The sequence below is a fragment of the Paenibacillus sp. GCM10027628 genome, assembly GCF_042676385.1.
Taxonomy (GTDB): Bacteria; Bacillota; Bacilli; order Paenibacillales; family NBRC-103111; genus Paenibacillus_E.
Genome location: NZ_JBHTHA010000002.1, coordinates 1,342,315 through 1,365,278 on the forward strand (window position 1 = coordinate 1,342,315; position 22,964 = coordinate 1,365,278).

The window sequence follows — 22,964 nt, forward strand, 5'->3', positions numbered from 1 at the left end:
ACGATGCTGAATCTGCTCATTGTTGAAGATGAATGGACAACACGGGAAGGGCTTTTGACCATGGTAGATTGGAGTTCTCTCGGCATTCGCGTATGCGGACAAGCGAGCAATGGACTCGAAGCTTTGCCGATTCTGGAATCAGGGAACGTGGATCTCTTATTGTCGGACATCCGGATGCCGATGATGGATGGTTTGCAATTGATAACCGAAATGAAAAATAAACAGTACGATATCCCTTGTGTGCTGTTGACCGGTTACAGCGATTTTGATTATGCGCAAAAAGCGCTCCGCCTGGGGGCTGTAGATTATATGATTAAGCCCTGCCCGCCTAGGGAGATCGCTGCCGTGTTCCAGCAAGTCGTAAGCCGAATCATCGAGCAGCGTAAGCGTGACCGCGATTTAAGCGGTTTGCAGGATCAGCTTCGGGAAAATTTGCCGATCGTCAAATCCCAAATACTGCTGGAATGGCTTCGCACTCCTAAGCGGGCCAATGAAAACCGGATCGAACAACTGAGCAGGCTGAGCACTCAAATTTCTCCTCGGCACGTCATTGTCATCACGCTTCAGCCCGACGGCAAACCTTTGGAAGAGTTAAATTACAACCGTATGGATCTGCAACTCATCCAGTTTGCAACAACGAACATCGTGCAGGAAACACTTGAGCACAGCATTCGCCAGCCTGTTGAGGTCGTCAAAGATCAGGAACGAATCGTAGCTGTCAGCAACGGCACTTATGAACTGCTGATGGAAAAGCTGGGCTCCGGGCTGCGGCAGCTGCAGATGAACCTTGAGAAATATTTAAAAATAACCGTCACTATCGGCATCAGCCAAAGCAAAGCGAGCATTGACGATTTGGCTGATGCTTATCACGAAGCTGCGGAAGCTTTGCAAATGAGGTTTTACCGGGGACTTGGCGGTATTTATTTCTATCGTGATACAGCCGCTTCTTCCGGTTTTTTGGCTGACACAGCTCATGCTCATCCGGAGCCTGAACAAGCTCGGTTAGAATTACTCATTGTTGATCATCTACGTACAGGACTTTATGCCGAAACTCTGAATCTGACGGAGAAATGGCTGGACTATTTTCACGCTGAATACATGCATTCCCGCACGGAAATCAATCTCCAGACGCTCTCCCTGCTGGCCCGGTTGATGCAGCTCGGTAAGGAACAAGAAGTGCCGGACTCCGCTTGGTCGGATCATCTGGTCTCTATGGTTGATCAGGTCCATCGGGTTGAAACGCTCGAAGAGCTTTCAGGGCTCGTATACAAATCGATTCAGCAGCTGGTGGAACTGCTCAATCCGCACAAAACCCCTCGCCGCAAAGTGCAGCAGGCCGTCGATCTCATTGCCCGTGATTACAATGCTCCAGGTCTTTCACTGGCCGGCGTAGCCAAAGAATTGTTCGTCTCGAGCACCTATTTATCGACGTTGTTCAAGCAGGAGCTCGGCATCAACTTCCTTGATTATGTACATCAATACCGCATTGAACGGGCCAAAGCCATGCTGCAAAGCGGCATCCATAAGATCCAGACCATCGCCAAACATGTCGGCTACTTTGACGAAGCCCATTTCACCAAAACATTCAAAAAATGGACCGGCCTCTCTCCTTCTCAATACAAGAAGGAACTGCTGGAAAGCAAAAGTTAAGGCTACCCATGAGGGCAGCCTTTGCTGAAGCCGCCGTGCAGCAACGCGCATCGGGGTGTGGGGGTGGCGGAGGGACTGTGGCGGCGGCTGGTTGGGGGCAGCGTGGTGGAGGGACTGTGGGGATGATTGTTGGGGGCGGCTGTAACGGAGGGACTGTGGGGATGGGTGTTGGGGGCGGCTGTGGCGAAGGGACTTGGGGATGGGTGGTTGATGGCGGCTGTTGGGCTGGCGTGATTGGATTTTCTCCAATGTAGGAGCCTGATCTGGACTTTTAAGAGCATTTCATTGGAAATTCTCCAATGGACCTTCATCAAATGGAGGGTTAGTCCTCATCTTTAGTTGAAAAGGTTGGAGATTATCCAATGGCAGCACATCTATTCAGCGAAATTTCTACATTCTGCTGGATGGAATCCAATAAACGGCACTCTCAGGTTCGAACGGTTCTCCAGAAATCCGTAGAATGCTCAATATTGACGCATGAGGAAGAGAAGATTATGATCAGTATTAGCTATGGACGCGCGTTCACAACAACCTAAAGGAGGAGAAATAATGAAATACAGGCCGCTCGGCAGCACCGGACTTCACGTAAGTGAAATTAGCTTTGGTACATGGGCCATTGGGGGATCATGGGGCAATGTCAACGACTCAGATTCTCTGCAAGGGCTTCATCGCGCTATGGAGGAAGGCGTTAATTTCTTTGATACGGCCGATGTGTACGGCAACGGGCACAGCGAGGAATTGCTGGCGAAAGCAACCGCCGGGCGGGAGGACGAGATTCATATCGCCACCAAATTCTGTCGCAGCGCCGATATCCATGATCCTGCAACGTATTCGGAACAGGCCGTTCGCAAATTCTGCGAAGGGAGCTTGAAACGGCTGCAGCGCGAAGCGATCGATTTGTACCAGATCCACTGTCCGCCGCTGGAGATTTTGAAGCAGGGGGTTGTATTTGAAGTGCTCGACAAGCTGCAAGCCGAGGGCAAAATCCGCCACTACGGCGTCAGCGTGGAAACCGTGGAGGAAGGATTATTCTGCTTGGAGCAGCCGAATGTACGGGCGCTGCAAGTGATCTTGAATCTGTTCCGGCAAAAGCCGCTCGAAGCGCTCCTGCCTGCCGCCCACGCCCAAGGCGTCGGCATTCTGGCGCGGCTGCCGCTGGCGAGCGGGCTGCTCACCGGCAAGTTCAAGGAGCAGACGCAGTTCGAAGCCGACGACCATCGCCGCTTCAACGAGAACGGCGAGCACTTCAACGTCGGCGAAACGTTCGCCGGTCTCGGCTTCGCCAAAGGCCTCGAACTCAGCCGCCAGCTGGCGTGGATCGCCGAAGGCCGCGAAAGCATGACGCGCGCCTCGCTCCGCTGGCTGCTCGATCAAGAAGCCGTAAGCTGCGTCATCCCTGGCTTCAAGAACACCGCGCAGGTGCTGGACAACCTACAGGCGGCAAGCGTAGCATCATTTAGCGAAGATGAGCTTCGCAAGCTGCGCGGATGGTACCAAAGCGATGTACATGCACACATCCGCGGCGCATACTGAGCAAATGGGATAGTGGTCTGATAAAGTGGAGTCGTGTTGGGAGCAGTCATATGAGGATGTGCCAGTGCCACGTCAGTGAATTGGGATCATCTGCTTGAATAGCGTGCTGAGGTAACATCGAACCAAAATAGCATGCATGAAAGGTAATGGACTTGGACGCTAATCCACGTGTTCGAGAGTTATTGCTCGAAAGACGCGATTAAGCATGTTTTTCATCTTTAATCCCGATCTTCTTGAACAAGAGGCAACTTTAACGCTGAAAAACAGCGCTAACCACCCGATTTCCAGAGCTATAGCTCGAAAAATGCAACATTAAGCATGTTTTTCATCTTTAATCCCGATCTTCTTGAGCAGGAGGCAACTTTAACGCTGAAAAACAGCGCTAAGCCGCTTATACGCGAGCTACATCTCGTGAACGCAAGAATAAGCAAATTTATCAGCGTTAGTTAATAGAAACAACCGACGCATAGGCGCATCTTTAGCCAAAAATACTGCACGCCAGAGAGCCTAAGCTCCTCTGGCGTGCAGTATTTTTTCTGGCTGCGCCTACAGAAACTGGATGCAAACCGGCATCGACACCGCCGCCGTTTGCTCAGTCACTTCCAGCCTCCCGGTTTCGCGATCAACGCGAAACACCGTGATGCTGTTCGACGCCTGATTCGCAGCCAGCAGGTAATCTCCCTGCGGCGTCAAGGCAAAATTGCGCGGCGTCCGCCCGAGCGTCGCCTGCAGCTGAACCAGGGACAGCGTGCCGCGCTGTCCGTCCACGGCATAAACCGCGATGCTGTCGTGCCCGCGGTTCGATACATACACATAGCGGCCATCCCGAGAGAGATGGATGTCCGCGCATGTGTTCTCGCCGCTGAACCCTTCGGGCAGCGTCGAAATGCGCTGGAACGCGGTCAACGTTCCCGCGTCCGCATCATACTGCATCGCTGTCACGGTGCAGTCCAGCTCACCGACCGCGTACACGTACAGGCTGTCCGCGCTGTAAACAAAATGCCGCGGGCCTGCTCCCGGCTCCACTGCCGCTTCTCCGTGCGGCACAAGGTCGCCGTTCGCCGCGACCGTGTAAATGATCAGCCGATCGAGCCCCAGATCGGCGGAAACCGCAAACCGATTGTCCGGTGACGGGACAATCGAATGGGCATGCGGAGCCTCTTGGCGATCCGCATTCGGTCCTAACGAGCCCTCGTGTTTCAGCAACTGAGAGTGCTCACCAAGCTTTCCGTCAGCTTCAACCGGGAACACCGTAACGCTGCCGCTGGAATAATTCGCCACATACGCGCGGCGGCTTGTCTGCTCCAAGCTGACATAGCATGGCGCCGAGCCGTGCGTAGGCTGTTGGTTTAACTTCGTCAGCCTTCCTGTAACCGCCTCAATCGCGTATGCTGCCGCCGAGCCCCCCGCCAAACCATTGTACGTCTCAGTTTCACTAACCGCATAGAGATTCGTCCGCTCCGGATTAACAGCCAGGAAGGAAGCATTAGGAAGATCCGTGTACGCCTCCACCAGCTTAATCTCCCCATTGCTCCGGTTAAACGTATACAGCCCGATCCCCTGCTGATGGTCCACACTTGTATACGACCCGACATACATACGCAGAACATTTTGTTCTTCTGGCATCGATCTCACCAACCTCCATTTAGCACTTTCAGATTTTCATCCTCACTCTGCCCTTTATTTTACCACATGTTGGATGCACACAATATGAAATCAGTCACTCTTGGTACGTCTCCGAATGCGCTCCGGTTCCGGACTTTAACTTTTTAACCAATGCGGTAACAAGCATCGCAAGGATAGCCCCATACAGCGCAACCTCCATATCGTGCTGGGAATCCCAAGGATCACCTTGCGTCCCCAGGAACAACGTTCCGATTTCGGGAGCGACAATCATCGCCACCCACATTTCAATCAACTCATAGAACGCGCCCAGCGCTAGAACAACCGTACATGTAATGACATACAACCATCTGCTGCCCAGCCGCGTCCACGCGCCCAATGCTTCCCGAATCGGATAAGCGAGCAGCAAACCAAAGCTAAAATGAACCAACCGGTCATAATTATCACGCTCAGAGTGAAGAATCTGCTTCAGCCAGATGTCCACCACATTTTCATTATAAGAATAATGCGCCCCCACCGTATGCAGCACAAGAAACAAGGCGATAAGCGCATAAGACAAATTAGAAAAAGCAAATCGAAAATACATGCAGACTAACCCAATCAAAGCGGCCCAAATCAACAGATTTTCCAAGACCCAATCGAATCTGCTGTATGGAGATATGGCCATCCATATCCAAATACCTGTGTACGCAACAATCATGAATTGCAGCGGCCGATTCTTTTTCAAAGGCACTCTATGATTCATCTCTGGTCCCCCTTTTTTTCTCACAAGTTTAGATTAACTTGCTGTAGAGTTTTCCAGAAGTACTAACTTTTCATAGTACTAACTCACTTCATCGGCCCCATACTTCTAATCGTTACCTGAACGGACAGTTGAATATCGGCTTTTGACAGTGCTTCGCCCCATTGATCCTCCACTTTTTTGTATGCCTGGTATTCGTGCGCCCGTGCGTAGAGTCCTAGTCCGATCGGATCGATTTGATGTTCCTGAATAGTCTTGATAAGACTCGCGAATTTCTTTTGCAATTGTTCGGAAATCTTTTTCTCAAGCTCTTTTCCGTGCTTTCGCACATCGAAAGGGAATAAGCGCTCAGTTAGGCTTGCCGGTATATGGATATGAATATCGAATTTGAATTTGTTCTGGCTGTACGACGTCTTGACTTTCGTCTTCATTCCTTGAACCGTTATGCTTAAATGGTCAGTATGAAAGAGAGAGTTCTTCTTTTCACCGGGAATCGGAATGGTTAGGTTAACAGGTTTTTTGGCGTTTCCATTCAATATTTGAAGTAAAATGGTATCCTCCGCCTGAAGCGAAACGGTATATTTCCCTGTATGATCCAGCAGTGCTACACCCTTCAGCTTAACCTTTTTCGCCTTGTCCAACTTAATTTCAGGGATAAAGGGTGTCACCCCCTTCTCATAGATTTGCCAATGAAGCTTCTGCAGTGTGGTCTTCGTCGTTTCCGATCTTTCACTTTTCGTATCGACCATCCCACGTAGCATTAGAGGGAGCATCGGCTGGTCTTTCGGGTTTAGGTATATGATATCGGAGATAGGTCCATCAACAGCGATGACTCTAGGGGTTAATGGATTTTTCATATCTCGAAAGAAGACATCCATAACCTGAAACCAACCTTCATGTTCAAGGATACGTTTGCCGATAAGCACAATTTGAACTTTTCGCCCGGTAATTACGCCTGGTGTATATTCGTCCAATTTTGCTCTCGCGTCACGAACCGTTTTTGCCTTGACTTCAATCTCAGACGTGTGTTTTTTTATATTCATGCCGTACACCGGATTTTTCATGTAGAAGATCATGTTATTTTCTGGATCTAGATCCAGACCGATGGCGAGGTTATTCGTGGAATCTTCAAGATCCAACCTGTCCGTGCATCCCGGAAGGATACCTATGCACATGATGATGTACATTACATAGGGTAGCCTCTTGTTCATATTCGCTTCCTCCATCCGAAACGATCATGCATCCACAAATAGAGGAGCAAGCAAACAGGCATTGCATATTCAATGAAAAAGCCGATCTGCCCCAGTAAAGTATTCATTTTCTCGCTTTGAAAAAAGGTTGGCATGAAAAAAAACGTGGCGACAGCAAGGAACAACCAAAGCAGCCGCAAATGACCGCGGTGATCCTGTTTTCCGAATAGCCAGGTTGTGCAAAATAGGCTCATGTATATGGTGGGTATCCAAGACATTGAAAAGATTAGTAAATAAAAGGCGATAAATATGACTTCGACCCGTGCTATAAATTTAAACTCGATCGCTTGCAATACGTTGATCGTCGGTTCATTGAATTCCGTAATCTCATCCGGACTGAAATAAACGAAACAGATGAAGGTAATGAACAAGTACATCAGCATCGTCATCGTATATGAAATCATAATTCCATAAGGTGCCAATTTTTTATTTTTGATAAATGGGTACAAAATAAACGTCGTTGAAAAACCGACATGATAAAATATAGTGCTTGGTATCGCTGTGAATACAGGTTGCCACCCGTCCTTAAGCACAGGAAACAAACGCAGCAGATGAGCATCTTTAAGCGGAAGCAAATAAACAAATGGAATCCATATGGAAAGGAAAACAACGATTTCCCCATATCTGCCCAAGACGCGGAGTCCGTTCCTCACAATCACATAGGTGGGAATAAGCAGCAAAATCATAATGACAGCAGGCGAAGTTTGCTGCAAGAGATATTGTTTTATAATCAAAACCGTATAAACGAGTCCAATATATCCGTAATAAAAGAAATAAAGAGCAAAAAGAACCGCCCCGACCTTGCCCGCCCATTTCCCCAAATATACCGTCAACAGATCAAGCACGGTGCCGTCAGGAAACTTTTTCATTACCTGTATGATGACCAAACTGGCCGCAACGGTAATCATCCAAACGATGATGAGAGGGATCCAGCCGGCCGTGCCCGCTTGTTCGGCAAGGACTCGCGGCAGCGATAAGAAACCGAAGCTCAATACCATACCAAAGTTAAGACAGATATACTGCATGATGGTGATCTCATTCAATGCATATTTTTTCATAGGCTCCCCCTCAGCTTCGTTCTACTTCACTGTTCCCATGGCTCCAATGATCGTCTTCAAGGAAACATGAATATCTGCTTTAGCCAGTGCATCACCCCAATGATCTTCCACTTTCTTGAAATGGCTATATTCATGCGCACGCGCGTAGAGTCCAAGCCCCATCGGATCAATTCTTTCTGCTTGTAGTTTCTTTATGAGGTTTTCCAGCTGTTTTTGCACTTGGTCGGCGATCAAATGCTCCAGTTCTTTACTATGACTTCGCACGTCGTAAGGGAACATAAGCTCCGATAATCCGACATGCATGCTGAAATTCATATCGAACTGAAACTTATCTTGAAGGTAGGAAGTTCTTACTTTCATCTTAATTTTATCGACATTCAAAGATAACTTATCCGTATGGAAGGGACCGTTCTTCATTTCTCCGGGAATGGGAAGTGTTAAGCTGATCGCTTTTCTCGTGTCGTTTTGCAAGATATGCAATAATACGCTTTCCCCGATGCTCAGCGAATCGGCAAACTTCCCATTATGATCGAGTAATGTTGTGCCAGTAATCGAAATTTGCTCATCTCTCACCCGCACTTCGGAGATATAAGGAGTCACGGCCTTCTCACGCATTTGATTATGAAGATCCTGCAGCGTCGTTTTTACCGTTTCCGATCTCATGGATTTGGTATCCACCATCTCGCGGAGTAATAAGGGCAGCATCGGCTGGTCTTTGGGATTCAAATATATGATTTCGGACAAAGGTCCGTCGTAAGCAATGATCCTTGGTGTTAACGGATTTTTCGGATCGCGAAACCAGACATCCGTAAGCTGGAACCAATCCTTTTGCTGCAGTACGCGTTTGGAAACAAGAATGATCTGAATACTCCTGCCTTGAAAAACTCCCGATGTATAGCTGCCTTGATTTTCTGCTGATTGACGAGTCGTTTTGGGGTTCACCCTGATTTCATTCGTTTTCTTTTTGGCGCTTTTATTTAATACAGGTGATGAACTGTAGATCGTTAATTTGTTTTTTTTATCAAGATCAAGGCCCACAAGAAGGGGGAAAGCGGCATTTTCCATATCCAATCGATCACTGCACCCCGCAAAGATAACGACAATCAGAGCAATGAACAACACATGCGGCAGCCGCTTATTCATAAGTGCTTCCTCCACTGAAAATGATCATGCATCCATAAATAGATGAGCAAGCAGCAAGGAAATACGTATTCCAATCCAAAACCAATCCGGCTAAGTAATTCGTTCATGAAGTCGCTTTGATTAAAAGTCGGCATAAATACAAATGCCCCTGCTGCAATGAATAGCCATAATAACCGAAAATGACCGAGGTGGTCCTGCTTTCCGAGCAGCCAGCTTGTACAAAAAACACTAAAATAAATAGCAGGTATCCAAGCTAATGAAAAAGTCAGCAAGAAAGACGCGATAAACAACACTTCCATCCGTTCTATAAACCTGAACTCGATGGACTCCAATATATTGACCACGGGTTCGTTGTACTTTTGAATTTCATCCGGGCTGTAATAGACAAAACAAATGAGCGTTATGAACAAATACCCGAGCATCGTCAAGGAGTTAGAGATGATGATCGCGCTGGAAGCCTGCCCTTTGTTCTGCAAGAATGGATACAAAATAAACGTGGTCGCAAATCCTATATAAGAAAAGAATGTGGTTGGCACCGCTGAAAATATGGGTTTCCATCCTTCCTTTAAAATCGGAAACATATTTAGCCAATGAGCGTCCTTAAGCAGAAACAAATAGATGACTGGTATCCAACAAGAGAGATAAAAAACAAGCTCCGCATATCTCCCCAATATACGAATTCCGTTTCGAGTTATGACGTAGGTCGGAATCAGCAGCAACAGCGTAACGATCGATGGCCGAGTTTGAGGCAATAACCATGCTTTCGTAATCAGAACGGCCTCAACCAGCCCCGTGTATGCATAAAAAAAGAAATAAAGGGAAAAAAAGACGGCTGCTACCCTGCCTGTCCATTTGCCTAAATAGTGAGTTAATAGATCCAACAGGGTTCCTTCGGGGTATTTTTTCATTACTTGAATCACACTTAAACTTGCTATGACGGTGATCGCCCAGCCGATGATAAGTGCGATCCAGCCGTCCGTACTTGCATTTTCGGCTAATTTACGCGGTATCGCCAAAAAAAACACACTCACTTGAATACCGGAATTCAGAAAAATGTACTGCATGGAGGTGATCTCGTTGTAGGCATATTTCTTCATTTTCCATCACCTTTTGGACGATTTGATCCTTGTCTCTTCAATTGAACCGCTCTTGCGCTTAAAGGCCTTTTGACCATTTTCCATAGTGGTAAACGGAGAAAAGAGTCTTTCCAGTCGGCAAACCGGACCGGTGCGAATGGGGTTCCGTAAGGCGTGCCAAGCGATTCGAGAGCGATCAGATGACCAATCATGGTCATAAAACCAATGACGATGCCTACGATCCCGAACATGGATGCCGCAATCATCATAGCGAATCGGATGAGCCTGACGGCGGCAACCATATCATAATTGGGCAGGATGAAAGAAGAAATGGCTGTAAAGGCGACAACAATCACCATAACATTGCTGATAAGTCCCGCTTGTACGATAGCTTGTCCGATAACAATGCCCCCGACAATGCCAACGGTCTGTCCGACCGGGGCAGGAAGACGTACCCCTGCTTCCCGCATCATTTCTAGTGTTACTTCCATGAAGATGGCTTCGACGAAAGGTGGAAAGGGTACTCGTCCTCTGACTTCACCTATCGTTAGCAGCAATTTAACGGGAATGATTTCAAAATTGAAGGAAATGACGGCAATGTAGAAAGCCGGCAGAAAAACTGCGATAAAAAATGCAAAAATCCGCAGCAATCTGATAAAGGAAGCAATCGACCAACGCGTGCTGTAGTCGTCAACGTTCTGGAAAAAAGACATGAATCCCACTGGAGCAATCAGTACGCTCGGAGAACGGTCTACGACGACAACAAACCTGCCTTGTAATATTTGGGAGGCCGCTGCATCCGGTCTTTCCGTTGTAATAAATTGCGGAAAGGGAGAAAACGGATTATCTTCGATTAACTCCGCTAGTTCACCCGTGTTGATAATGACATCAACATCTAGTTTTTGAATGCGATCTTCCAGTTCAGTTAGTACCTCGGGGTGCGCGACATCCTCTAGATAGAGAATAGATAGTACGGTGTTTCCTCTACGTCCGACGATCATTTCTTTAATTTTCAGTTCGCGGTTCTGAATGTAACGACGAATCAAGGCGACATTTTGACCGCCCGATTCAGCAAAGCCTTGATGCGCTCCTTTTAAGGAAGCTTCCAGCTGCGGATCTTCCAGCGCCCGCTGCGGCCACCCTTGCGTACCTAAGGCAATGACTTCCGTCTGTCCTTGCACGAACAGTACGCTGTGGCCCTGCAAAATCGCGATTTCGATATGCGGCCATGTGTACAGTGTTTGAATTTGACCTACGTTTACGGTAATGTCGCCAATCGCATTACCGCTCCCCGCCTCAAACTGCAGCGGGCGAAGCACATTATTATTAATTGCGCTTTTATCAACCAACCCGTTCAAGTAGACTAATGCCGCTTGATTTCCGGATTGTTTAATAATAAAATGCCGCACAACAAGATCTGGGGTCTTACTGAACTGGCCGTTTAAATACGTTATATTTTGCGCCAATACGGCACTTATGGTGTCGCTAGACTGCTGATTACCTTTCTCTGGAACCGAATGGTACTTCTTCCTTCCGAACCAGCTTGAAAATAGCACCGATCGTCACCACACTCATCCATATACTTGCCTTTATTATCCATGGTTTTATGGAAATTTATGCATGACAAAGACCTTACCCGCCGGTTTGGTCTTAGGGTAAGGTCTCTAATTAATTCGTACGAAACAGGTCATATTTTACTTCCGAGAAATTATGGATCATCCGTTCCTCCGCAGCCGTTTGGCCGGTTCGCTTATCGATCACCCTCCGCCAGATTTCATTTTCCCGGTAAGAACGGCCATCCTTTTCGAGAAAGCGGTGATTCCTTTCTTCAATATGGTAGGCATGCGGCAGCAGCTCATCACAGTGAACGGAACCTTTCAGATGCTCATCCGTCAGCCACAAACGGAATTGAAACAGGTGCGTTGTCGGATTGTAAATTCGCAAGTCAATGTAATTATAGAAGACGCTTGCGCCGCTCCCAAAAGGAAGTACCCGATGATCGTCCGGGAACGGATCGAAGCTGTGATGGTGCCGTTCAACCACTTGAAGGGGCGTGTGCAAGGCCATCCAAAAGAGCAGATTGCCCAGCTGACAGATCCCTCCTCCAACTCCGCTTTTCACGCCTCCTTGTGAAAGCAGCATGCCCTCGATATACCCTTTCGCCGAAGTCGTCTTCCCGACTAACTTCCAAAAAGAGAACGTCTCGCCGGGTCTAATGATAATGCCATCCATTTGCCCCACACTGATGCGCAAGTTCGTTATTTTATTTTCTTGTAGTATGGGATCCGTTGAGCCCAGCTTTCTTCTTAGGAGTGACTGATGCTTTTTACAAGTGTACGGAAGTGAAGTGTCAGCCCTGTGGCGTGCGTAGCGGATGCTTGGATTGAGGTTAGCCACATGCCGCTGCAATCTTAATTGCGCAATGCGCAGTCGGTAAAGCGAGGGAAATAAGCTTAATAATTGTTGCTTCAATACACACATCCCCCTATTTTTCCAAATCATGGTTTATTCATTCAATGAAGATGACGTTTCATCCATCGATTCAGTTGCATTCACCGGAATGTATGAAGGGAGTATCTACCTGCGTTTTGTGCATGTTATTTCGCCCGGAATATTTGTATCCATCATTCCGATGGATATCCAAACCTAAATAGGCAAACTTCTTGCCGCTATCTCAACAGAGGGAGAGAGGAGAGAACATGAGGCGCTATTAGTGCACTAGTTTGACGCAAAATGAATGAAAAATGGTCAAAAACAGGCTCTATAGAACAAAAGTCTATAATTAAAGAACCATGTTCGTTAAACATGGAATTTTGTTCACTATGCGATATTTGCTGGTTGAATCACATATTTAGAGTCACTTGAGTGTCTTAATAAAGAACAAAGGGCTTTAGAATAGAGAGGAGAGTTAGTGGGCTTGAGACAGAAAACCGTCCCGACAAGAGGACTATATCTCTCAGTAAGGACGGTTATTTCTTATGTTCTGAAAAACTCAAGCGTAGCCCCGAAAGCAGCTTCCAAATAAGGCGTCGTACCTGCAAAAGGGTGCACCGCGCCGAATGTATGATTCCCGCCTTCGATCGTTATGAACCTATGCCGCGGGGCGGCTTCACGCAGCTTGGCGAAGCCTTCTTTCAGCCTCGGTGAATCCTGATCTCCTTGCACCAAAAGCGCTGGAACCGTAAGTGAAGCAAGGTGTTGAGCAATGTCAAATCGCTCTCCGTTCTGTTCCAAATCCTGGTAGAACGTCGCGTGAAGCGGCATCAATTGTCCGGTTCGCGCATTCGGAATGTAGGCAACGCCTTGCTCTGCGATCTGCGCTTTGAATGCTGCATCGAACAAATCCGGATTCGCGATTCCATTCCAGGTCGCGATTGAACGAATTTGCGGGTGCTCGCTTGCAAAAATAACACTGCTCCCTCCTCCACGGCTGTGCCCCAGCAAATGAATGCGATCCGTATCTGCGGACTCGGCAAGAGGGAGCTTTCCGGTGATCAGGCCTTGATAAATAAGCTCCAGATCAGCTTGCTCCCGGGAATAGGTATTGACCGCAAATTTATGCAGCTCATCAAAGTCTGTTTCATTCACACCGTTGCACGAGAAGTTAAACGTGATAACGTAGAAACCTTCTTCTGCAAACCTTGAGGCGACATAGGGAAAGAGACCCCAATCTTTGAATCCTTTAAAACCATGACTGATGATGATAACGGGTGCCGGAATCTCCGGTTCCTTCGCCTGAAAGCGAACTTCTCCGCGGATATAGAGCGGTTCGCCGGTTTCTAAATACCCTGCCTCCAAAATAAAATGCTCTTGGGTGACGGTAGTTGATTGTTCAGCCATTCTGAATCCCTCCTCCGATCATAAATAGAGTTTACAACTCGTACAAAGACGGCGTTATCTCGGTGTCCCGGTATGCAGATTCAATCTTGTTTCTGTACGATTCCATGTCAGAAAGCGTAGCAAGAAGATAAGCATGACTTCCAGCTTGCTTCACCGCCTGTTCCAGGGATGAATGCTCAAACTTGCCCCATGGTGACGCATCGGCAACCCCCTGCGGGTCGATCCAATATGCCGTTTCAAGCCCGTGAAACCAGACCGTTTTCATGACATGCTCAGCAAAGGATCCTGTTCCATAGATATTCACCGACCGTATGCTATCCTGCTTCAGGTGTTGAATCATTTCAAATAGCATAGACCCGCTGCCAAAGCCATCCCGCTGGCGCAAATAATATGTATATAAATAATACGGCATTTGGCGTGTCACCATGCCTTGCGGCCAATTTGCGTTCAGGATCGACGGTCCGTAGTTGCATATGTCGATGAAAGCATCTCCTCCTTGTGCGAACCAAGCGTCATCCACCTTCTCGCAGATTGGCGATATATATACCGTGCAAAAATTATCCTGATGCGTCAAATCGCCCAGCATACGGGCTTCCTCCGGCATCGGCATCTCGATGACCCGGTGAATCGGCTTGCTCCAAGCCTCAGGCTCCTCGGATGCACGCTTCAATCCACCCTTTTTTGCCGAAAGCAAGTAAGCATAATAGGTCTGGAAGGCCAGCGCGCCTTCCTGGCATGCCCTTTTGAACGCAAATTCCTCCACGGCATGCAGGAGTCCGGCCATAATCGGCCGCACCCGCCCTGTCACATCCCGTTCAAATCGAAGCGTAGAGCCGAATTCTCCCATCATCAGCTCTTCCACGAATGCGGGACTTCTCGCGATTCGTCGTCCAAGTTCGCTGCCCTCGCCCCCTGAACGCAGCAGACAGCGGATATCCATTCCGTTTAAGCTCAGTTCATTCAATTTATCGCTGCCTACTGCGAGCAAATGGGTCATTTGCGGCATATACCCCGCTAAGCGGACGATCGTTTCAAGCGCATGTTGGATCGTACCGTTAAACCCGATATCAACGGTAATCAGCTTTTCCGGAGAGCCGAATTCCTGCTTCAAATAGGCGATGAATAGCTGCCTGTTCCGTTCAATTGCTTCCAACACCTTAACACGAATGCGTTCGTCCAATAGAAAAACTCGCAGCCTTTCTGCAAGTTCTCCATCGATTCTTTTCTCTAGCTCGGCTGCAAAAGAACCCGCTTCGTCAGAGATGTCGAGAAGCTCAAAAATCTCACCAACCTTGACGCCTCGTATCCCCAAAAGTTTATCCAATTCCGTCGCGCCAAAGGTTTGAAGACTAGCCAGATACGTACCCTGTCTGGATACATAGACCGGCTTCACTTGCAGCTCTACGCCTCGCATCCGGGCTGTCGCTTCGAGCATGGGTGCAAGCAAATAGGCTTCCCTCATCAATGGATGAACTTCGTGCGCCCCCAGTTCCACACACGTATCGACAACCCAATCACAGAGCGATTGCAGGTAAGGTCCGAGCACACTGGCTCCAAATCGGTAGAACGGCTTTTCCCTTTCACCCAAACCCGCAATCGAATCTGTTGCTTCAACTAGCTTCCGTAACGATTTCCATGCAGGCAGAACATCGCCGTGCCGCACGTACTCCCAATGGTAGCGGCTCTCGAAATTTTCCGGAATCACGTTGTAGTGGATTGAAGGGATCCCTTCTCTAGCTGCTCCTTCTACATCTGCAGACACATTGTCGCCAATGTGAAGAATTGCACCGCTTGCTATGCCGGGATACGACTCTTTCAATCGCGCAAACAGACGACCCGAAGACTTGCCATCATGCTCCTCGGAAGAGACGAGCAATACATCAATGTTTGCCAGATCAAGTCCCGCTGACTGCAGCAAGTACCTGATTTGATCAGAGGATAAATACATATCCGAAAGCAGCGCCACTGGAACTTGCCTTTCTTTGCATGCATGCAGGAGAGAAGCAACATGGGGATTGAGGTAACACGTTTCCGCTTCGGCTTCCACTTCGATCTGTGCCAGCTTGATCGGATCACCGAGCAACGGCGGTAATTCAGCGTATATTTGCTGCAACATCACTTCGCCGAAACCATGCAGCGCGCGCTGCCGTTCGCGCGACTTGCGTTCAGCGAGAATCCGAATCTCTTTGAACGAGCTGGGTGTGATTGAAGATTGTAAGCACTTTGCGCGCAGCGCCTTTTCGGCAGCTTTCATAAAAACGTCTGACGGGCTAGCGCATGCCCGGAATAATAAGGTATCGAAAATATCCAGACTAAGCAGCTCAATCGAGTCCCATATTGCAGTTATTGGCGCTAAATAGCGATCCTTTTTCCATAAATGAGGGTCACTGGCGCTTACGCCTGATGTCGTCGCTTGCAGCATGTTGAACCTCCTTCGTCTTGAGGTATTTTTTGAAAATCCGTATGCTTGAACTATAATAGATTTCATGAGGAGGCGCTACCATTTATGTCCAATCCGCCATTGGTTTCTGTCATTATCCCTACGTATAATCGTCCGCTGGAACTGGCCGAGCTTGTAGAATCCTTATCCCGTCAAACGCACAAAAACTTGCAGATCATTATCGTCAATGACTTCGGGCCGTCTGTCGATTTCATTCAATCTTTATACCCGGAGCTGAACATTCGGATCGTGAACATGCCGCAAAATTTAAAGCACGTCCACGCCCGAAATCGCGGTCTGCAGGAGGTCGAAGGCGATTTTATCATGCTCTGCGACGACGACGATATGCTCCTGCCGATTCATGTCGAACGCATGCTTCAAGAGATTGAAGGCTATGATCTCGTCTATGCGGACGTTGAGATTTTCGATTACGTCATTGAACACGGCATGCGCAAACCTACCGACAGATTCGTCTTTGCTTATGAATTCGACGTTCCGGCGATGCGCAAGTTTTCCACTTTCCACGCATCCGGGTGCTTATTCCGTCCGGAGCTGCTTGACCGCTTAGGTCCATTTGATACTGAAGTGTTCCATTACTGGGACTGGGATTTTTTCCTGAGAGCGGCCGAGCAGTTTAAGGTCAAAAGAGCCGCCGTCGCGAGTGTACTCTACGCATTTTCACAAGGAGGCGGCAATATGTCCGGGCAATTGAACGATATGCGCCCCTATTTGGACAAGCTTTCGGCCAAACACCAGCTTGGCGAGCTGCCGACTAAGAACTTCTTCCTTTTGCTAGAGGAACCGGAGGTCAAAGGCCGCAGAGCGGCTACGGAATTAGTGTGGGACGGAGAGCCGATCCGTTCACGCTACTCCCAATAACCCTTCGACGCGTACAAGCTGCGAAACTCGCTAGGTGTCATCCCTTCATGCTCCTGAAAGCGCTGGTTGAAATAGCTGGCGCTTTCATACCCTGCTTCCTTGGCAATATCTTTCACATGCCAGTTCTCTTTTTCGATTAACCGCTGTTTGGCGAACTGCATACGGCAAAGCGTAACAAAGGAGAGCGGCGTCATCGACATCGCTTTGCGGAACAATTTGCAAAAGTAGTGCGGACTCACGCCCGCCAGCTCGGCCCACGCCTCCAGCACGAACGGCTCGCAAGCCTTTTGCTGCATGGAGGGGAGCAGGGCGAGAATCCGATCGACCGATTCCATCCCCCGGTTTCCCGTAAGCGGAGCCGCATAACTCATAAATTCACTCAAAATCATGTACGTCAGCGTCGTTAACTTCGTCGTACGGATAATATTATTCTCTTCGGCTTCCAGTAACAGTTCGTGATAAGCCGTCTCCAGCTCATTCCAACGCTTCAGCGTCCACAGATTGCGCAGGAACCCTTTTTCCAACAAAAACTCCTTTAATTGATCCCCATAAAAATGCACCCAACGTATATTCCAAGGATCTTCCTTACTGCTGTAATATTTCTGTTTCTGATATGGAAAATACAAGAAAGCATCGCCCTTTTGCAGTAAGTGCTGCGTGTCGTCGAGCTCGACGTATCCTTTGCCCGAGATGATAAAATGCAAACTAAAGGTCGTCCATAGCCCTTCCGCCCGATCTACGAAATGATTCGAGGCGTTGTTGTACCAGCCCACAGACTCAGGAAAAATAAAGTATGAATTTTGCTGCAGCGTAGGCAGCATCACATGTCTTTGCATGAAGCCCTCCCTCAACCTCTAATGACAATATTCCGATATCGGGTGCAATATATTATCATATTCATTTTAATAAATGAGTTTTATAATGACAATAAAGCGTTATAATTTCATTCGAAACAGGAGTGTTGATCGCTATGACAAAGCTTCGCTGGGGAATTCTAGGTTGTGCGGGAATTGCGATTCGGGCTTGTATCCCGGGTATTCAAAACTCTGAAACAGGCGTTGTGGCGGCCATCGCCAGCCGGGATTTGCAGAAATCGCAGGAAACCGCCGCAAAGCTGAATATTCCAACCGCTTACGGCAGCTACGAAGAGCTGATTGCCGATCCGAATATTGATGCCATTTATATCCCTCTGCCCAATCATCTACATAAAGAATGGACAATACGCGCCGCTCAGGCCGGCAAGCATGTGCTTTGCGAAAAACCCGCTGCACTTAACACCGCTGAAGTCGAAGAAATGGTTGCTGCTTGCGAGGCGGCCGGTGTGCTGTTCGCCGAAGCATTCATGTATCGCCACCACCCGCGTTATGAACGCATAAAAGAAATTATGGCGTCAGGGGAAATCGGCGACATTCGCGGTATTCACGGCACCTTTACATTTAATAATCCGGGTGATTCCAAAAATGTCCGCTTCGTCAAAGCATGGGGCGGCGGCTCCTTGTACGATGTCGGCTGTTATCCGCTCAGTGCAGCCCGCCTGCTGCTAGGCCGTGAACCTGAGGCCGTAACGACCCACGCCTTCTTCTCTCCGGAGCACGATGACGTCGACATGATGATGTCCGGTCTGGTTGAATTCAGCGGCAGCGTCTCGCTGACGTTCGACTGCGGCATGTGGGCAGATTTCCGCAATACGATTGAAGTTCTGGGGACACTTGGGCGGATTGAAGTTCCATCCGCATTTATTACGCCAACGGAAGAAAGCGGACATTTCATTGTCTCCACATCCGCGGGACGTCGCGAAGAAAAGGTTCCTTATTTGAATCAGTACTCCCTTCAAGCAGATGACATGGCTTACGCCGCATGGGGAGAGAAGCCGCTGCGCTTTGCCCCGAGCGATGCCGTCAACAATATGAAAGTCATTGATGCTTGCCTGCAATCGGCAAGAGAACACGCCAGAATCGTCATTAAATACTAATTAACGAAGGGCTGGGATGAATATGAAGCACATTCAAATCAAAGGATTAGATAAGCCTGTTTCCCAATTGATAATGGGTTCCGATTTCTTCAGATTGGATAACCCTGTGGAAGTCAGCGATATTCTAGGCCATTATTTATCGATTGGCGGGAATACGATCGATACGGCATTCATTTATTGCGGCGGCGAAAGCGAGCAAGCCATCGGCATCTGGCTGGATCAGCAGGGCAACCGGGAAACAATGAACATCTTTACCAAAGGCGCGCATCATGATCAGAACGGTCCGCGCGTCAACCGGGACGCGATTCACAGCGACCTGCTCACAAGTCTGGAGCGGCTGCGGACCGATTATGTCGATCTCTATGCTCTGCACCGCGATGATCCGTCCGTTCCAGTCGGTGCCATTGTGGAAGCGCTCAACGAGCAGGTGGAAGCCGGAAGAATCCGCACATTCGGCGCTTCCAACTGGACGCACCAGCGCCTTCAGGAAGCCGCCGACTATGCGAAGCAGCACGGGTTGATCGGTTTCAGCTTCAGCAGCCCCAACCTCAGCCTGGCCAAAGCGAACGAACCTTTCTGGCCTGGATGTGTTTCCGCTGACAGCGAAGCGCTTGAATGGTACGCAGCTTCCCAGCTTCCGCTGCTTTCCTGGTCCGCTCAAGCGAGAGGATTTTTCAGCGGCCGGTTCACGCCGGAGAATCGGGATAACGTGGATCTCGTCCGCGTCTTCTACAGCGACGCCAACTGGACGCGACTTCGCCGCGCCGAACAGCTGGCGCAAGAGAAAGGCGTCAGCACCATCCAGATTGCGCTGGCGTATGTTCTGAATCAGCCGTTTCCGACCGGCGCGCTAATCGGCCCCCGCAGCGAGGCTGAGATGAAGTCGTGCTATGAAGGCGCTCAGCTGAAGCTGACCCCGCAAGAGCTGGCATGGCTCGATTTGGCCGAAGCAGCAGTATAAATTTTAACGTCCCGGCGTTGCCGGGGCGTTTTTTCATGTTCGTTTGGTTCCTTCGCTTTAAATTTTCCCGCTAGTTCGGTTCCTCTACTTTACATGGAAATCCTCCCGCTAATTTGGCTTCAACACCGCTTGGATTACAAATAGCTGGAATAGCTCCAGCTAAATTATCCATTAATGGAACAAATGACCGGTCAATATCGAATTATCGGGAGGTTTTCCCGTTATTCGGACAGAAAACAAGCAATCTGTTAAATTAACATGACTTTTTCCAGTTAATTGCAATCCTGCGATTTCGTGATCCGATTTTTGGTCACGCCTCGCAGATAGACGATATCTCCATGGACATGATAAGATATAAGTAAGCGGTTATCCAAGCATTGGTAATCTTAGGAGGATCCATGGGAAAGACAGATGTGCGCAGAGATGCGATTATGCAGGTCATTAAAGATAAGGGCTCTATTGCCTTAACCGATATCGTACAGCAATTCGCTGTATCGGAAGCAACGGCTAGACGGGACTTGGAGATTCTCGAGCAGGAAAAGCGCTGTATCCGCACATTCGGCGGTGCCGTGCTGGAAAGCTTGAAGGTCGAGGTCCCCTTTTTCAACAAAATGGATCTCTACACGGACGAAAAGAAAGAAATTGCCGATAAGGCGCTGCACTACATTGAGGATGGCGACATTATCGGCTTAACCGGTGGCACGACGACAACATTCATCGCCAAGAAGCTGAACCAATTCAAAAACTTGACGGTCATTACGAATGCAGTCAACATTGCCTACGAATTGATCGGCACACCCGGACTACAGCTCATCGTGACTGGCGGGGTTATCCGTACCCAAACCTTCGAACTTTCGGGGCCGCTCGCCAACGCGACGCTTGAAAATCTGAGTATCCGCAAAACATTCATGGGTGTCGATGGCGTCTCCCTGTCACGCGGTATGATGATTTACAACGAGCTTGAAGCGGAAACGAACCGCTGCATGATGAAACGATCCATGGAAACGTACCTCGTGGCGGATCATTCGAAATTTAGCCGCAGCTCCCTGTTCGTCATTGGCGATGTGCAGGAAACGGCCGGAATCATCAGCGATTCATCGATTACGCCGGAAATGACGCTTGCTTTTAAAGAAGCTGGCGTGCCTTTCTTATAAGCTGAACCATAGACTCGATCTGAACAGGCGATTGCCGGTAGGATCGGGTTTTTATTTTTCAAATCATCCAATTCCTTAGAAACTTACTAAATGCACCTACGTCTAATGGATAATAATGGAATAACGGGAGTGGTGCTTTAATGAAAAGATTTATCCTTGGTCTCATTTGTGGAATCGTTCTGACTGCAACATCGGCTGTTTACGCATCGGATACGATTCAGGCCTATCTATTTCAGGCTACATACACGTTTAATGGTAAAAGCAAAGCACTGGACGATGAATATAAAACATTGAATGTGGACGGCCACGCCTATGTTCCCATCAGATGGTTAGCTGAAAGTTTGGGGAAAATTGTAAAATACGATGATGAGACACAAACGGTGGCCATTAACGATACAAACTTGAGTAACAAATTGATCATTGATAAAGATTTTCTTTCATTCGTATCCAAAGGAAAAATAAAAGATATTGATTTTGGGATCGGCGCCAGCAAAAAAGAGGTTCTTCAGAAGTGGGGAGAGCCTCAAAAAACAGGCACTTGGCAAACGGCTTATATGGCATGGTTCGATTATTATTATTTCTTCTCGAATCCGGATGAGAGTGTGGGTGCAATTCGTGTTGGCGGGAACACGCTCGCATATACGGTGGATGAAATCAAGAAAGCAATCGGTCAGCCGAAGGATGAGGGGATTAACGATGTTGAAAATGGCTGGTATCTCTATTATGAAGCCGGGGGTTATCAATTATTTTTTAATGCAGACAGTGAAACGGGCAAAGTCCGTTCGTTAACATTAAAGAAACGGGACTACGTCGATATCAGAAAATTGTATGCGGTCCCTGATCAGATAAAAGATCGCGTTGAAGCCCAGTTGAACGTCCAGGGAAGTGTGGAAACGTATTTTCATGACAATGGCAAAACGTACGTTTTACTGAAAAGCCCATTAGGAAAAAACGACATTACCGTGGTTGCGGTCAATCATGAAGGCCGGCAAATTACTCTCCAATACTACATCGGAAGCTCCAAAAAACTAGAGAACGAGCGCGTTCAATATTCGCTTTACGAGTTGAATCAAGAAGTCAACGTCGCTTTCAAATCCAAAGATTTTACACAACAAGCCGCTTCCCAGACCTATCTAAGTCAAAATCAAGCGTTTGAAATTGCCAAGCAATTTGAAAACAATCCGGCAGCCGAATGGAACGCGCGATTCGCTCCGAATATGGAATTTAATATAAATAACTTAAAAGAAATTTACAGTGTTTGGATCGTTGAAGCCGTCTATCCCGCTGGGAATAAAATGGCTGTATATCTAGATGCGGTGACCGGGTGGCAGATCATGATGTCGGAGCAGGAGGGGCCGGGTGGCTATTGAAGGGCAAAAGACCCACTCGTTTTCTCAAATGAGAACGAGTACCTTCGGGTCACCCGCTTGATAAAGAACAAAGGTCGTTAATAGCGAACAAGCTTGACGCTAAATTTCGGAGAAATAGCCATTTCGGGGGCTCGAAAGAACAAAAGTCCATAAACAACGAACAGTCTTCGCTAATTATGGAATTTTATTCGTTCGAAGCCCGATTGGCGGTCATTCACCCACCAAATGCGTCAAAATGTTCTCTATTTAGCGCCCTTGGTTCTTTCCGTTACG

General features: G+C 48.2%; 20 protein-coding genes. 9 read left to right on the forward strand and 11 right to left on the reverse strand.

From position 1 onward, the window contains the following. The first annotated feature begins 3 nt into the window (after positions 1-3). The 4 genes from ACFQZT_RS06605 to ACFQZT_RS06620 all read left to right on the forward strand — a co-directional run bounded on the left by ACFQZT_RS06605 (position 4) and on the right by ACFQZT_RS06620 (position 3,183). Positions 4-1,650, forward strand: a complete 1,647-nt coding sequence (locus tag ACFQZT_RS06605; protein ID WP_379297753.1) for a response regulator — start codon at positions 4-6, stop codon at positions 1,648-1,650. Positions 1,651-1,658: 8 nt separating this feature from the next. Continuing rightward, positions 1,659-1,904, forward strand: coding sequence for a hypothetical protein (locus tag ACFQZT_RS06610; RefSeq protein ID WP_379297755.1), 246 nt, complete (start codon positions 1,659-1,661; stop codon positions 1,902-1,904). A 108-nt stretch (positions 1,905-2,012) separates the two neighbouring features. After that, positions 2,013-2,186 (forward strand): hypothetical protein, encoded by a 174-nt coding sequence (locus tag ACFQZT_RS06615; RefSeq protein WP_379297757.1) that lies wholly within the window; start codon positions 2,013-2,015, stop codon positions 2,184-2,186. A gap of 13 nt (positions 2,187-2,199) precedes the next feature. Then, a complete protein-coding gene (locus tag ACFQZT_RS06620; protein ID WP_379297759.1) occupies positions 2,200-3,183 on the forward strand; it encodes an aldo/keto reductase in 984 nt (327 codons plus the stop codon). Positions 3,184-3,729: 546 nt separating this feature from the next. Here ACFQZT_RS06620 and ACFQZT_RS06625 read toward each other — a convergent pair. The 10 genes from ACFQZT_RS06625 to ACFQZT_RS06670 all read right to left on the reverse strand — a co-directional run bounded on the left by ACFQZT_RS06625 (position 3,730) and on the right by ACFQZT_RS06670 (position 16,337). Further along, positions 3,730-4,809 (reverse strand): lactonase family protein, encoded by a 1,080-nt coding sequence (locus tag ACFQZT_RS06625; RefSeq protein WP_379297761.1) that lies wholly within the window; start codon positions 4,807-4,809, stop codon positions 3,730-3,732. Positions 4,810-4,903: 94 nt separating this feature from the next. Beyond that, on the reverse strand, positions 4,904-5,551 hold the full coding sequence (locus ACFQZT_RS06630; RefSeq protein WP_379297763.1) for a DUF2238 domain-containing protein: 648 nt from the start codon (positions 5,549-5,551) through the stop codon (positions 4,904-4,906). A gap of 83 nt (positions 5,552-5,634) precedes the next feature. Next, positions 5,635-6,759, reverse strand: coding sequence for a Ger(x)C family spore germination protein (locus tag ACFQZT_RS06635; protein WP_379297765.1), 1,125 nt, complete (start codon positions 6,757-6,759; stop codon positions 5,635-5,637). Next, complete coding sequence (locus ACFQZT_RS06640) at positions 6,756-7,856, reverse strand: GerAB/ArcD/ProY family transporter (protein WP_379297767.1); 1,101 nt, start codon at positions 7,854-7,856, stop codon at positions 6,756-6,758. Before ACFQZT_RS06640 ends, ACFQZT_RS06635 begins: the two co-directional genes overlap by 4 nt. Before the next feature lie 21 nt (positions 7,857-7,877). Continuing rightward, the gene (locus tag ACFQZT_RS06645; protein ID WP_379297769.1) at positions 7,878-8,999 is read right to left on the reverse strand and encodes a Ger(x)C family spore germination protein; all 1,122 of its coding nucleotides are present in this window, start codon (positions 8,997-8,999) and stop codon (positions 7,878-7,880) included. Beyond that, positions 8,996-10,096: a GerAB/ArcD/ProY family transporter gene (locus tag ACFQZT_RS06650; RefSeq protein WP_379297771.1), complete on the reverse strand. Its 1,101-nt coding sequence runs from the start codon at positions 10,094-10,096 to the stop codon at positions 8,996-8,998. Before ACFQZT_RS06650 ends, ACFQZT_RS06645 begins: the two co-directional genes overlap by 4 nt. After that, on the reverse strand, positions 10,093-11,631 hold the full coding sequence (locus tag ACFQZT_RS06655; protein WP_379297773.1) for a spore germination protein: 1,539 nt from the start codon (positions 11,629-11,631) through the stop codon (positions 10,093-10,095). Before ACFQZT_RS06655 ends, ACFQZT_RS06650 begins: the two co-directional genes overlap by 4 nt. A 112-nt stretch (positions 11,632-11,743) precedes the next feature. Further along, positions 11,744-12,556, reverse strand: coding sequence for a VanW family protein (locus ACFQZT_RS06660; protein WP_379297775.1), 813 nt, complete (start codon positions 12,554-12,556; stop codon positions 11,744-11,746). 495 nt (positions 12,557-13,051) lie between these two features. Next, the gene (locus tag ACFQZT_RS06665; RefSeq protein WP_379297777.1) at positions 13,052-13,915 is read right to left on the reverse strand and encodes an alpha/beta hydrolase family protein; all 864 of its coding nucleotides are present in this window, start codon (positions 13,913-13,915) and stop codon (positions 13,052-13,054) included. A gap of 31 nt (positions 13,916-13,946) precedes the next feature. Beyond that, complete coding sequence (locus tag ACFQZT_RS06670; protein WP_379297779.1) at positions 13,947-16,337, reverse strand: HAD family hydrolase; 2,391 nt, start codon at positions 16,335-16,337, stop codon at positions 13,947-13,949. Positions 16,338-16,421: 84 nt separating this feature from the next. Here ACFQZT_RS06670 and ACFQZT_RS06675 point away from each other — a divergent pair, with 84 nt between their 5' ends. Next, the gene (locus ACFQZT_RS06675; RefSeq protein ID WP_379297781.1) at positions 16,422-17,234 is read left to right on the forward strand and encodes a glycosyltransferase family 2 protein; all 813 of its coding nucleotides are present in this window, start codon (positions 16,422-16,424) and stop codon (positions 17,232-17,234) included. On the opposite strand, the gene ACFQZT_RS06680 is transcribed toward ACFQZT_RS06675, so the two are convergent. Further along, positions 17,222-18,070, reverse strand: a complete 849-nt coding sequence (locus ACFQZT_RS06680; protein ID WP_379297783.1) for an AraC family transcriptional regulator — start codon at positions 18,068-18,070, stop codon at positions 17,222-17,224. The genes ACFQZT_RS06675 and ACFQZT_RS06680 overlap by 13 nt on opposite strands. Positions 18,071-18,204: 134 nt before the next feature. Between ACFQZT_RS06680 and ACFQZT_RS06685 the strand changes: the two genes are divergently transcribed. From ACFQZT_RS06685 to ACFQZT_RS06700, 4 genes are all read left to right on the forward strand, one after another. After that, positions 18,205-19,206: a Gfo/Idh/MocA family protein gene (locus tag ACFQZT_RS06685; protein ID WP_379297785.1), complete on the forward strand. Its 1,002-nt coding sequence runs from the start codon at positions 18,205-18,207 to the stop codon at positions 19,204-19,206. A 22-nt stretch (positions 19,207-19,228) separates the two neighbouring features. Next, positions 19,229-20,167 (forward strand): aldo/keto reductase, encoded by a 939-nt coding sequence (locus ACFQZT_RS06690; protein ID WP_379297993.1) that lies wholly within the window; start codon positions 19,229-19,231, stop codon positions 20,165-20,167. A 398-nt stretch (positions 20,168-20,565) separates the two neighbouring features. Beyond that, positions 20,566-21,321, forward strand: a complete 756-nt coding sequence (locus tag ACFQZT_RS06695; protein ID WP_379297787.1) for a DeoR/GlpR family DNA-binding transcription regulator — start codon at positions 20,566-20,568, stop codon at positions 21,319-21,321. A gap of 140 nt (positions 21,322-21,461) precedes the next feature. Next, positions 21,462-22,691, forward strand: coding sequence for a DUF4309 domain-containing protein (locus ACFQZT_RS06700; protein WP_379297789.1), 1,230 nt, complete (start codon positions 21,462-21,464; stop codon positions 22,689-22,691). The last annotated feature ends 273 nt before the right edge of the window (positions 22,692-22,964 follow it).